Origin of the sequence: Streptomyces sp. ADI95-16 (genome assembly GCF_003721495.1) — a bacterium.
Lineage (GTDB): Bacteria > Actinomycetota > Actinomycetes > Streptomycetales > Streptomycetaceae > Streptomyces > Streptomyces goshikiensis.
This window is the reverse complement of record NZ_CP033581.1, coordinates 5,121,257-5,133,268: the sequence shown is the minus strand read 5'-3', so window position 1 is coordinate 5,133,268 and position 12,012 is coordinate 5,121,257. Positions and strand designations below refer to the sequence as shown.

15 protein-coding genes are annotated in these 12,012 nt (G+C 71.6%); 2 read left to right on the top strand and 13 right to left on the bottom strand.

Annotated features, from left to right (window positions below; genetic code table 11):
- Positions 1–10: 10 nt before the first annotated feature.
- Entirely contained in the window at positions 11–592 is a 582-nt protein-coding gene (locus EES41_RS23015) for a TetR/AcrR family transcriptional regulator (RefSeq protein ID WP_123080127.1), read from the top strand.
- Positions 593–845: 253 nt separating this feature from the next.
- Here the strand turns inward: EES41_RS23015 and EES41_RS23010 are convergent, their stop codons facing one another.
- A complete protein-coding gene (locus tag EES41_RS23010) occupies positions 846–1,268 on the bottom strand; it encodes a nuclear transport factor 2 family protein (protein ID WP_123080126.1) in 423 nt (140 codons plus the stop codon).
- Positions 1,269–1,362: 94 nt separating this feature from the next.
- On the opposite strand from EES41_RS23010, the gene EES41_RS23005 reads away from it, so the two are divergent.
- Positions 1,363–1,908, top strand: coding sequence for a TetR/AcrR family transcriptional regulator (locus tag EES41_RS23005; RefSeq protein ID WP_123080125.1), 546 nt, complete (start codon positions 1,363–1,365; stop codon positions 1,906–1,908).
- Between the two features lie 10 nt (positions 1,909–1,918).
- On the opposite strand, the gene EES41_RS23000 is transcribed toward EES41_RS23005, so the two are convergent.
- The 12 genes from EES41_RS23000 to EES41_RS22945 all read right to left on the bottom strand — a co-directional run bounded on the left by EES41_RS23000 (position 1,919) and on the right by EES41_RS22945 (position 12,011).
- Positions 1,919–3,112 carry an NAD(P)/FAD-dependent oxidoreductase gene (locus EES41_RS23000; protein ID WP_123080124.1) on the bottom strand — a complete coding sequence of 398 codons (1,194 nt, stop codon included), beginning with the start codon at positions 3,110–3,112 and terminating at the stop codon, positions 1,919–1,921.
- A gap of 81 nt (positions 3,113–3,193) precedes the next feature.
- Positions 3,194–4,141, bottom strand: a complete 948-nt coding sequence (gene sigJ / locus EES41_RS22995; RefSeq protein WP_123080123.1) for an RNA polymerase sigma factor SigJ — start codon at positions 4,139–4,141, stop codon at positions 3,194–3,196.
- A 58-nt stretch (positions 4,142–4,199) separates the two neighbouring features.
- Positions 4,200–4,835: an OmpA family protein gene (locus EES41_RS22990; protein WP_123080122.1), complete on the bottom strand. Its 636-nt coding sequence runs from the start codon at positions 4,833–4,835 to the stop codon at positions 4,200–4,202.
- 4 nt (positions 4,836–4,839) lie between these two features.
- Complete coding sequence (locus tag EES41_RS22985) at positions 4,840–5,430, bottom strand: hypothetical protein (RefSeq protein WP_123080121.1); 591 nt, start codon at positions 5,428–5,430, stop codon at positions 4,840–4,842.
- 30 nt (positions 5,431–5,460) lie between these two features.
- Complete coding sequence (locus tag EES41_RS22980; protein WP_123080120.1) at positions 5,461–6,117, bottom strand: pilus assembly protein TadG-related protein; 657 nt, start codon at positions 6,115–6,117, stop codon at positions 5,461–5,463.
- Positions 6,114–6,296: a hypothetical protein gene (locus EES41_RS22975; protein WP_123082639.1), complete on the bottom strand. Its 183-nt coding sequence runs from the start codon at positions 6,294–6,296 to the stop codon at positions 6,114–6,116. Before EES41_RS22975 ends, EES41_RS22980 begins: the two co-directional genes overlap by 4 nt.
- Before the next feature lie 137 nt (positions 6,297–6,433).
- Positions 6,434–7,120 (bottom strand): response regulator transcription factor, encoded by a 687-nt coding sequence (locus EES41_RS22970; RefSeq protein WP_123080119.1) that lies wholly within the window; start codon positions 7,118–7,120, stop codon positions 6,434–6,436.
- On the bottom strand, positions 7,117–8,340 hold the full coding sequence (locus EES41_RS22965; RefSeq protein ID WP_123080118.1) for a sensor histidine kinase: 1,224 nt from the start codon (positions 8,338–8,340) through the stop codon (positions 7,117–7,119). The genes EES41_RS22970 and EES41_RS22965 overlap by 4 nt, the downstream gene beginning before the upstream one ends.
- A 3-nt stretch (positions 8,341–8,343) precedes the next feature.
- A complete protein-coding gene (locus EES41_RS22960; RefSeq protein WP_079195939.1) occupies positions 8,344–9,234 on the bottom strand; it encodes a DUF5936 domain-containing protein in 891 nt (296 codons plus the stop codon).
- Between the two features lie 13 nt (positions 9,235–9,247).
- Entirely contained in the window at positions 9,248–10,186 is a 939-nt protein-coding gene (locus tag EES41_RS22955; RefSeq protein ID WP_123080117.1) for a type II secretion system F family protein, read from the bottom strand.
- A complete protein-coding gene (locus EES41_RS22950; protein WP_123080116.1) occupies positions 10,183–11,595 on the bottom strand; it encodes a CpaF family protein in 1,413 nt (470 codons plus the stop codon). Before EES41_RS22950 ends, EES41_RS22955 begins: the two co-directional genes overlap by 4 nt.
- The gene (locus EES41_RS22945) at positions 11,592–12,011 is read right to left on the bottom strand and encodes a TadE/TadG family type IV pilus assembly protein (protein WP_123080115.1); all 420 of its coding nucleotides are present in this window, start codon (positions 12,009–12,011) and stop codon (positions 11,592–11,594) included. Before EES41_RS22945 ends, EES41_RS22950 begins: the two co-directional genes overlap by 4 nt.
- Position 12,012: the final 1 nt, after the last annotated feature.

Below are 12,012 nucleotides of genomic sequence, written 5' to 3'. Positions count from 1 at the left end.
GGAGAGCGTCATGTCCACCAGCAGCAGTCCGCAGCAGCGGCGGGGCGACACGCGCCAGCGAATCCAGGACGTAGCGCTGGAGCTCTTCGCCGAACAGGGTTACGAGAAGACGTCGCTGCGGGAGATCGCGGAACGGCTGGAGGTCACGAAGGCGGCGCTGTACTACCACTTCAAGACCAAGGAAGACATCATCATCAGCCTCTTCGACGACCTGACGCGACCGATCGACGAGCTGATCGAGTGGGCGCAGCAGCAGCCGAAGACGCTGGAGATGAAGCGGGAAGTGCTGCGCCGCTACAGCGAGGCGATGGCGGCGGGCGCGTCGCTGTTCCGCTTCATGCAGGAGAACCAGGCGACGATGCGGGAGCTGAGCATCGGCGAGACCATGAAGCGCCGGCTCTTCCTCCTGGTGGGCCTCCTGCAGGCGGCGGACCGGCCCCTGGAGGACCAGGTGCGGTGCGTGAGCGCCCTGTTCACGCTGCACGCCGGGATGATGTTCCTCCAGCACGTGGAGGCCGACCCGGAGGAGACCCGGCAGGCGGCCCTCACGATCGCCATGGACCTCATCACACAAGCCCACTCCCACGAGTAGCGGCCCAGGGCTCCCCCCTCACCCGATCGGGGGGTTCAGGGCAGAAGTAATTACGCTCAGTAACCAAATCGGCTACCTTCGGTGACATGCGCGCCATTGGGACCGACCTCGGCGCACTGCCCCAGGACAGGACGCCGCCATGTCACGCCGCTTCCGCTTCACCTTCGCCCTCACCTTCGCCTTCGCCGCAGCGACGGCGACCGCGGCCGCCGCAGCCCTCGCCGCGCTCGTCACGCCCGCTCGCGGGTCCGGCTCAGCGGAGGCGGCGCTCCGAGACGGCGATCGGGACGTCGTTGATGCTGGCCTCGCGGCGGCGCATCAGGCCGTCGGGGTCGAACTCCCACTGCTCGTTGCCGTGGCTGCGCCACCACTGGCCGGCCTCGTCGTGCCACTCGTACTCGAAGCGGACGGAGATGCGGTTGCCGGTGTACGCCCACAGCTCCTTGCGGAGCCGGTAGTCGAGCTCGCGCCGCCACTTGTCGGCGAGGAAGGCGCGGATCTCGGCGCGGCCGGAGAGGAAGCGGTCGCGGTTGCGCCAGACGGAGTCCTCCGTATAGGCGAGGGCGACGCGCTCGGGGTCGCGGCTGTTCCAGGCGTCCTCCGCGGCCTGGACCTTGGCGAGGGCGCTCTCCTCCGTGAAGGGGGGCAGGGGCGGGCGGGCGGCGGCAGCGGTCATGGCGGAACCTCTCGGGACGAGCTGCGAGAACGATCGTTCTCAACCCTAGAGAACGACCGTTCTCCTGACAAGGGATCTGCATTACGCTGCTGCCATGGACGACGAAGAGGCGCGGACCCGCCTGCTGGACGCCGCCGAGGCGCTGTTCTACGCCGAGGGCGTCCAGGCCGTCGGCATGGACCGCATCCGCGCGGAGTCGGGCGTCCCGCTCAAACGGCTCTACCGGATCTTCCCCGCCAAGGAAGCCCTGGTCACGGCCTACCTGGAGCGCCGCGACCGGCGCTGGACGGCGAGCCTGCGCGAGGCGGTGACGGGCTCCGCCGATCCGGTCGCGGCCGTCTTCGACTGGCTCGGCCGATGGTTCTCCGAGCCGGACTTCCGGGGCTGCGCGTTCCTGAACGCGTACGGGGAACTGGGTGCGGGCCCGGCCGGGGTGCTGGACGTGGTGCGCCGCCACAAGGCGGAACTACGGGCCCTGCTGGGCGACCTGGTCGGCCCGGACCGCGAGGAGCTGGCGGACCAGCTCCTGCTGCTGGCCGAGGGCGCGACGGCGGTCGCGGCCCTCACCCCGGGCCCCGCCCCGGCCATCCGGGCCCTCGAGGCGGCCCACGTCCTGCTGAACGCGAGCCGCGTCGGCTAGGCGATGTCCGTCAGGTGGCGGCGAGACGGGTCTCCCGGGCGCGGGCCGGGGCGAGGCGGTGGCGGCGGCTCGGCAGCATCAGCGTCGGGTGCGAGACGCTCCAGGCCGCGCCCGCGCAGATGAGTTCCTTGACGCGGGCGCCGGCGCGGCCGGTGAGGACGGTGGGTGTGACCTCGTCCTCGGGGGTCACCTTCTGGAGGATTCCGTCGCGGCGTCCGAGGCTGACGCACTGGGTGACGTACCCGATCGTGGTCTCGGGGACCTTGCGTCCCGTGAGGCGCGCGGCGAGGGCGTCCGCCGCCTGCCAGGCCATCGGCGACGCCGTCGCGCAGGCCATCCGCAGCGGCTTGCCGCCCGCCCCTTCGGCGAGGGCGGCGTCACCGACGGCGTACACATCGGGGTGCGAGACCGAACGCATGGTGGCGTCCACGACGATCCGGCCCGTGCCGGAGACCTCCAGGGTGGTGGCGGCCGCGATCGGGTGGACGGCGAACCCCGCGGTCCACACGGTCACCTGGGCCGGGAGCCGGACGCCCGCACCGGTGACCACCCCGTCCGCTTCGACGCGCGTGACGTCGGCGCCCTCGTGGACCGTGACGCCGAGGCGGTCGAAGGCTCCGCGCAGGTGGCGCCGCGCCTTGTCGCTGAGCCGGTCTCCGACGCCGCCGCGGGCGGCGATGGCGACCTTGAGGTCCGGGCGGGCCTCGGCGAACTCGGCGGCCGCCTCGATCCCGGTCAGGCCGCCGCCGACGACCAGGACGGTCCCGCCCGGCTCCAACTCGGCCAGGCGCGCCCGCAGTCGCAGCGCGTCCCGCTTCCCGGACACGTTGTGGGCGTACTCGGCGACCCCGGGGACGCCCTGGTCGGCGCTGGTGCTGCCCAGGGCGTACACGAGGCTGTCGTAGCCGAGGGTCTCACCGGCGAGGCCCTCGCCGGTGAGGTCGACGGTCTTGCGGTCCGCGTCGAGCGCGGTGACCCACGCCGACCGGACCCGGACGCCGGTGCCGGCGTAGAGGTCGCGCAGCGGGCGGCTGCGCAGCTCCTGCCCGCTCGCGAGCTGGTGCAGACGCACCCGCTCGACGAACTCGGGGTCGCCGTTGACCAGGGTGATCTCGACGTCGTCGCGGTGCAGCCGCTTGGCGAGGCGACCGGCGGTGACGGCTCCGGCGTACCCGGCTCCGAGGACGACTATGCGGTGCTTCATGGCTGGCTCCCTATCCGGTTGGACTCCCCCCTTGAACCGGACAGCCCCGCGATCCCTGACAGGTCACGGAAGTGACGTGGGTCACCACGCCTCGGCGAGGGCCTGGCCGGGGCCCGCGGCCGCCCACTGGCGCGTGATGCGCTCCAGTTTGTCGGGATTGACCTGGATGCGGATCGCCCCGACGGCGCCGTCGGCCGCCGTATCGAGGCACAGGACACCGAGGACGCGCCCGCCGGCCACGATCACCACGGCGGGACCGCCGTTGACGACGGCGGCATGGAGGGCGACGCTGCCGCCGACGTGGTCCCGCTTCGCCTTGCCCGGCCGGAACAGGCCGCGCAGGTAGCGCGCGATGCCGAGCGCGCCGATGACCGCCGTCCTGCGGGCCGGAACCCCGGCGCCGCCGTCGGCCACGCTGACCGCGTCTGCGGTGAGCAGCCGGATCAGCGGCTCGGTGTCGCCGCTGAGCGCCGCGGCGAGGAACTCCCGGACCACCTTCTCCGCGGCGGCCCCGTCGACCTCGGTGCGGGACCGCTCGGCGCCGAGGTGCTGCTTGGCGCGGCGGTGGATCTGCTGGCAGTTCGATTCGGTGAGGTCGAGGATCTCCGCGATCTCACGGTGCGCGTAGCCGAACGCCTCGCGCAGCACGTACACCGCGCGCTCATTGGGCGACAGCCGCTCCATCAGGGTGAGCACCGCCATCGACACCGACTCGCGCTGCTCGGCGGTGTCGGCGGGACCGAGCATCCGGTCCCCCGCCAGGACCGGCTCCGGGAGCCACTGCCCCACGTAGGTCTCGCGCCTGGCCCGCGCCGAGGTGAGCTGATTGAGGCAGAGGTTGGTGAGCACCTTCGTCAGCCACGCCTCGGGCGTCTCGATCCGCTCCCGGTCCGCCGCGTGCCACCGCAGGAACGCGTCCTGCACGGCGTCCTCGGCATCCCCGGCCGACCCCAACAGCCGGTAGGCGATCGCCTCCAGACGGCCCCTGGACTTCTCGAACAGATCGACCTCGTGCGAACGGAGCGGCATCACACCATGATCCGCCATCCGCCCGACCACCGTCCATCCACCCGCGACCGCCGAGCGCCTAGCCGGCGGCGCCGCGCGGGAAGGTGATCTCGACCCGGCGGTTCTTCTTGCGGCCCTCCTCGGTGCCGTTGTCGGCGATCGGGTAGTCCTCGCTGTAGCCCCGGACGTCGAAGATGACGCTGGGGTTGGTGACGGTCTTGGCCAGCTCGACCTGCACGGCGTCGGCGCGCTTCTTGGACAGCTCCTTGCCGTGCTCGTAGCTGCCCTGGTCGTCGGTGAACCCGAAGACCCGGACGCGGGTCGCCTTCTGCTGGTTGATCTCGTTGGCGATGGCCTGGATCCGGGCGGCCGCCTGGGCGTTGAACACCGAGCTGTCCTCCGGGAAGAGCACCTCGGACTGGAGCGCCATCATGACGGTCTGATTGGTCTCCTGCCGGCGCTGCTCACCGCCGAGGTCTTCGACGACCTCGGCGATGTCCAGCACCTTGACAGGAGCGAGCGTTCCACCCTGGGGAATCTTGAGTCCCGGCGCACTGGAGTCGATCGGCACGGGCGCCGACGCGGACGGCTCCGTGCCGGGCGGCGCGGTCGGATTGTCCGCTGCGTAGGCGGCCGTGGCACCGATGAGGTGCGCCCCGGCGATGACTACGGAGGACACCGCAACGGCTGCGGCAACACGATGGCGTGTGGTCATGAGGTCACCCGGAGACTTTGATGGTGGCCGTGGCGAAGGTCGGCAGGTTGAAGTCAACCTCCGTGGTGCCGGCAGGCGGTGCCGGGAACTGGGCGAAGAACGGGATGGTCTCCCCCGCCGAGATCTTCGTGATCCCGATGGTGCACAGACATCTCCCCTCCGTGTCCCGCAGCACGTAGTAACGCTTCTTGCCCGCCTTGTCGGTCAGCGTGGCCCCGGCAACCGAGGTGGCGCTCGCACCCTTCTCGTCGCCTTTCCAGGCCGTGACCCGCACGAACGTGTCTGATCCACCGTTCTTGATCTGGCCGCTGACCGTGAGGAACCCGCCCTGGTCCCGGACCGCGGAATTGAGCGTCAGGACGATGCCGGCCGGTCCGGCCGACGTAGCGATCACCTCAAGCGGCTCTGAGCTGCCCCCACCCGTGGGTGAGGGCTTCTGAGCACCACTCCCTTGCGGCTGGGAAGCAGCCGACTTCTGCGCCTCCTTTGTCGGCTTCTCATCACCGCCGCCGCACCCGGCCAACGTGAGGGACAGGACCGCCGCAACCGCAACGGCCGCTCCCCCGCGGACCTTCACCTTCTGCCGAATGCCCATGTACGCCGGTTCCTTGTCTCTCGTTCGCTGTCAGTCGGTCAGTCGGACGCTGAAGAGTTTCCTCGCCAGCTGGGTCAACGGACCTGGTTTCGAAGGGTCCACATCAACGGATCCGCCGCCCTTGCAGCTCAGGGAAACCACGCTGGGCTTCGGTGTGGCGCTCGGTGAAGGCGACGGACTCGCTGTTCCGGTGGGGGTGGGCTCCGGCGTGGGACTGGGAGCAGGCCCGGAGACCAGGGTGCAGCGCGGCTCGATCTCAGCGGTCGCCGTGGCCTTGCCGTGCACGCTCTCGCTGCCCGGGACGACCGATTTCCCGACGGTGCCCTCCGTGGTCACCGCGACGGTGAACTTGGGGAGGTGCGGCTCGCACTCGGCGGTGGCGCCGTTCGACGCGGCGAAGGCCGCGGCCTTGGCGCACGCTCCCGTCAGCTCGAAGCGGTCACCGCCGAGGATCCTCTCCCAGTCGGCCGAGGTGAGGGCAAGGAGGTCACCGCCCACGAACACGGTGTCCCTCGCTTCACGGGCGGCCGCGAGCGCCGCCGCGTCGGCGGCGCCCTGTGCGTCGCTGCGCGTGTCACCGGCCATTCCCACGACCACGAAGAGGAACACGGCGAAGAGCAGGCCTGTCATCGCCACGATGTATAGGGGAAAGGCCTGCCCGCGGTCGCCCGTGCCCCGTCCGGTCACCCGGCCGTGATGCTCTCGACCGCCTCGGCGATCCGGTCCGTGATCGCCGTACCGATCCCCGAACCGACGATCGCCCCGATGATCACTACGACCACCAGGATGATCCCCAGGTACTCGAACGCCGTCTGACCACTGTCGTCGCCCTTGCGACCGTTCATCCAGAGCTTCGCTTCGATCATTGCCTTGAGCAGCGCACTGTTCGGCATGGGGGGTCCCTCCCGGTCCGGTACGGCTGTGGATTCGCGGACCGTACGGCCTGTGCCCACCCGTAGCCAAGGGCCCCGAGACCCATTTACGGACCCATCGCGCACTCCGTCTACCCATGACCGGACACCCCCGGACGGGCGGTTCCCAGCCAGCGGGCTATGGCCTCGCTGCGCGTCGCGCTCTGGAGCTTCGCGAAGATCCGGTTGATGTGGTTCTTGACCGTCTTCTCACTGATGAAGCAGGTGGCCGCGATCTGCTGGTTGCTCATCCCGGACGCGATGAGATCCATGACCTCCTCCTCGCGTGAACTCAACCCGAAAGCAATGTGGTTGGGCAGGCGCTGAGAAGACTGTGCCACAGTTCGTTGCGGATGCGAAGAGGCCCGTAGGTCGGAGAGCAGGGTGCCCGCCGCCGTCGGGCTGAGGTGGGGGCGGCCCGCGTGAACGTCGTGGACGGCTGTGACCAGGAGGTCCGGAGTGAATTCGCCGTGGACCAGGTAGCCGCCCGCACCCAACAGCAGCGCCTCCCGGACGATTTCGGTTTCGCGGCTGTACGTCAGCATCAGCACTGGCGCCAGCCGCACCAGGTGCGGGAGCGCCGAGATGCCGTCCACGCCGGGCATCCGCACGTCCAGCAGGATGACGTCCGGGGCGTGCAGCCGCGTGAGGTGCAGGGCCTCGCCGCCGTCGGCGGCCTGGGCGATCACCTCGATGCCCTCGGCGGTGGCCAGCAGGGCGGTCAGGCCCGCGCGGACGACCGGGTTGTCGTCGGCGACCAGGACTCGCAGGGGCGTCATGCGCCACCCTCCCCGGTCAGAGCGGCGAGCGGGAGGTCCAGCCGGACCTCGGTGCCGGGCAGGCCGTCCGGGCGGGCGCCGATGTGGATGCGGGCGCCGATCGAGGCGGCGCGTTCCGTCATGCCGAGCAGCCCGAAACGGCCCGCCTCCCGCAGGAGCGAGAGGTCGGCCCCGGCGGCCGGCAGGCCGCGGCCGTCGTCCCGTACCGCCAGGGTGAGGCGGGTGTGGTCGGCGCCCACCTCGACCTCGACGCGCGCGGCTCCCGCGTGCCGGCGGGCGTTCTCCAGCGCCTCCGCCGTCACCGCCAGCAGCTGCCGGGCCACCACGCCGGGCACCACCGGCAGGGTGCCCGTCGCGCGGATCTCCGTACCGGCGGGCGCGAGGCGGCGCATTTCGCCCAGCAGCGAGACGCCCGGGGCGTCCAGGTCGCGGCGCAGGTCCGTCAGGAGCTCGCGGGATTCGGCCGCGGCCCGGCGGGCGGCGCCGGACAGCAGCTCGGCCTGCCGGCGGATGGCCGCCGGGTCCGTCGTCCGCGCCAGGGCGTCCGCCGACAGGGCCAGGCCGTGCAGGGTCTTGGCCACGGAGTCGTGCATCTCCCGGGCCAGCCGCTCCCGTTCGCCGCGGACCGCCTCGGCCACCGCCAGCCGGGCCAGGGTCTCCGTCAGGGCCTGGCTCGCCGAGCCGAAACGGAACAGGAGGTCCCGTAGGCAGGCACCGGCGGCGCCCGCGAGTACGCACAGGACCGCCAGGGTCAGCCCCTCGGCCGACAGGGCCACGATGACCGCCTGGACCGCCGCGTACACCGCCGAGCCGCGCCAGCCGTAGACCAGCCCGGCCAGCAGCGGGGTGCAGACCGCGACGAGGCCGAGTGGCGACTCGGGCCGCGCCGCGATCAGTAACAGCGCACTGAAGGCCATGTCCGCGGCGAGCAGCCAGCGGTGCCTCAGCAGCAGCGGCCCGCACCGCTCCCAGTCGCGGAAGAGCGCGTACGAGAGCATGAAGGTGACCAGGACGGCCCCGCCCACCAGGTACGTCGGCCCCCCGGGCGCCGTCCGCCCCAGGGCGAGCGGCGTGCCCAGCGCGATCATCACCAGCCGGAAGGCGAACACCTGGCGGCACAGCGCCTGCAACGCGTTGGCCTGGAGCGCCGGTGAGGGCTCCGCGGCGCGGGCGGCGGTCGGCCGGTCCCGGGAGCCGAGGGTGACGTCGAGTACCGCCATGGCTCAGCCGCCCCCGAACATCGCGCCGAAGTCGACGTCCGCGCCGTACACGAATCCGCCGATCAGCAGGATCATGGTGCCCGGCAGCATGAACATCGTGACCACCAGCGTCGCCTTCGGCACCGCCCGCGCCGCCCTGCGGCGGGCGTTCTGGGCGTCCGTGCGGCGCATGTCCTCGGCGAGGGCGATCAGGGTCTCCACGATCGGGGAGCCCAGTTCCTCGCCCTGCTGGAGCGCGGTGACGAACTGGGCGACCTGCTCGGAGTCGTTGCGCCGGCGCAGCTCGTCGAAGGCCTGGCGGCGGCTGACTCCCATGGTCATCTGCTGGAGGGTGATCCGGATCTCGTCGGACCAGGGCCCCTCGTACTTGTCCGCGACCCGTTCCAGCGCGGGCCGGAAGCCCAGTCCGGCGCTGACGACGACCGCCAGCACGTCCAGGAAGTCGGGCAGGGTCCGCTCGATGTGGTCGCGCCGGATCCGGATCGCCGACCACAGGCCGAACTCGATCCAGAACAGCCCGAACGCGACCATCAGCAGCGCCAGCACCAGCTGCCCGTTGAGCAGCATCGCGAAGGCACCGACCGCCCCCAGGAAGGCGTAGACGGCGCGCCGGGCCGCGTAGCGGTCGATCGTCAGGCCGGACGGGTTCCCCGCGGTGTCGATCTGGCGGCGTTTGCGGGCCACCCGGTCCGGGCCCATCAGGCGCAGGACCAGCGGCGCGTAGCGGATGCCGGCGCGGTCGACGGCCGAGCCGACCGCCGTCGTGCGGGTGGCGCCGACTTCGAGGGCGAGTTCCAGGTCGGTGGGGAGTTTGACGTCGGCCCGGTAGAGCCGGATGCCGTGGAAGGCGCCGAGGACCGAGAGGGCCACGGCCAAGGCCAGGAGCAGGGCGATCATGCCGGCCTCCTCATACGTCGATCTTGGACAGGCGGCGGATGAGGACGAACCCGAGCGTGAAGAGCCCGATGGCGACCAGGACGGCGCTCTGCCCGATGACGGCGCCCGTCATGCGGTCCAGCGCGCCCGGCATCATCGCGTCCACCAGCAGCAGCGAGCCCAGCCCCATGACCGGTACCAGATAGGCCGTCACCGTCACCTGCGAGAGCTGGGTGCGGATCTCGCGGCGGGTCTCCTTGCGCTGCTCCAGCGTCACCGTGAGGTTGCGCAGGCTGCCCACGATCGCGCCGCCCGCCCGCGCGGACAGCACGAGGGTGGAGACGAGCACGACCAGCTCGCGCGAGGGCAGCCGCTCGGTGATCTCGCCGAGGGACTCCTCGATGGAGTGCCCGATGGCGAGCCGGTCGGCCACCCGGGCCAGTTCCTCGCCCGCCGGGGCCTCCAGCTCGTCGGCCGCCATTCCGATGGCGGTGCGCAGGGCCAGACCGGCCTGGGTGGCGTTGGCCAGGATCCGCGCGAGCTCGGGGAGCTGGTTGATGAACCGCTCGTTGCGGCGCGAGCGCTGCCAGTTGAGGAAGGCGTTGGCCGCCCACAGGCCGATCACGGCGGCGACCGGGCCGAAGAAGGGGGCCAGGAAGGAGGCCGAGACCAGCCAGACGCCGACGACGGCCGCCAGCACGTAGACGAGGAACTCGCCCGGGGTGAGGTCCAGGCCGGTGACGCCGAGCTTCCGCTCGATCCGTCGGCCCAGCTCCGTCTTCCGCAGGCGCCGGTCGACGCCCTGGAAGCGGCGTCTGCGCCCCAGGGGCGGCGGGGCCCCGCTCGCCGACAGCCGTTCGATGAGCGCCGCGCGCTGGGCGCGGCCCGCGGCGTACGTGTGCAGGCCCAGCACGACGAGCAGGCAGGCCAGCACCGTGGCACCGAGGGTGAGCAGGATCAGTGGGTTCACAGGGCGGTCCGGGGGTTCCGGGGGTGCGGGGGGAGGGCTTGCGGGGCGTACGAGGTGTGCGGGGCGTACGGAAAGTGTCCGGTCAGCGGGTCGTTCAGGGCGTCCTCCGGCGCGACCCCGAAGGCCTGCGGAATCGGCTGGTTGTTCATGTAGAGCCGGTCCGCGATCCGGCGCGGCAGCGGGTAGTACTCGAAGTGGCCCTGGACGCGCCCGTCGGGCCCCATCGGCCGGGCCGCGTACCGGCAGACCGTGGTCATGCGGAACGGTTCGCGCCCGTGCGACTCCAGGACGGAGATCTCGGTGATCCGGCGCGAGCCGTCGCCGAAGCGGGTGAGCTGGACGACGACGTTCACGGCGCTGTTGATCTGGTCCTGGAGCGCCTCGAACGGGATCTCCACCTCCGACATGGAGGCGAGGGTCTGGAGCCGCATCAGGGCGTCCCCGGAGCTGTTGGCGTGGACGGTCGCCAGGGAGCCGTCGTGGCCGGTGGACATCGCCTGGAGCATGTCGAGCGTCTCGCCGCCGCGCACCTCGCCGACGATGATGCGGTCGGGGCGCATCCGCAGGGAGTTCCTGACGAGGTCGCGGATGGTGATCTGGCCCTTGCCCTCCACGTTCGCCGGGCGGGATTCCAGCCGGATGACGTGCGCCTGCTGGAGCTGGAGCTCGGCGGAGTCCTCGATGGTGATGATCCGCTCGCCCTCCGGGATCAGACCGGAGAGGGCGTTGAGGAGGGTGGTCTTGCCGGTGCCGGTGGCGCCGGAGACGATCAGGTTCGTCTTCGCCTGGACCAGCCCGGACAGCAGCAGGAGCATCTGCTCGTCGAGGGAGCCGAGGCCGATCATCTCGTGCAGGGTGAAGGCGCGCGGGAAGCGGCGGATGGTGAGGGTCGCGCCGGTCAGCGAGAGCGGCGGGATGATGACGTTGACGCGTTCGCCGCTGGGCAGCCGGGCGTCGACCATCGGATTGGCCTCGTCGACCCGGCGGTTGACGGTGGAGACGATGCGCTCGATGGTCTGCATCAGCTGCTCGTTGGAGGCGAAGCGCAGCGGCAGCTGCTCCACCCGCCCGCCGCGCTCCACGAAGATCTGGTCGGGGCCGTTGACCATGATCTCGGAGATCGAGGCGTCTTCGAGGAGCGGTTCGAGCACGCCCAGGCCGAGCGCCTCGTCCACGACCCGGCGGATCAGCTGGGCCCGTTCGGCGGTGGACAGGACCGGGCCCTCGCGGCTGATGATGTGCCCGAGTACGCGCTCCAGCCGCGCCCGGCGTTCGGCGGGCGCGAGCGCGGACATCTCGGCGAGGTCGATCTCCTCCAGCAGCTTGGCGCGGTACGAGGAGACCAGCCGGCCGTCCTCGCGCGGGCCGTGCCGGTCGTCGGGCGTGCTGACCCGGGAGCGCAGGCTCATGGTCCGGTCACCTCCGGGTCGTCGTTGGGCATGACGGCGGTGCGTACGGCGCTCGTCGCGGCCACGCCGGGCACGATCGATTTGATCGGGATGGTCACGGTCACGGTCACGGCGTCGGCCGTCTTCGCGACGGCCACGTTCGTCACGCCCGCGAGGCTCGGCCGGATCGCCTGCTTGCCGGCCGCCGCGCCGGCGCCGGGCTCGCGGGCCTCCGCGCGCGCCGCGGTACGGGCGGCGGTGTCCGCCTGCTGGACGACGTACGCGGCCCAGCCGAGCTGGATGCCGCACAGCGCGACGAGCAGCAGGATGGGGACGAAGCCGAGGTATTCCAGGGCGACTTGGCCCCGGTCGCCACCGTCCCGGCGACGGCAACGGCTACGAGTGGAGTGCGGGTACGAGTACGGGTGCGGTGCCATG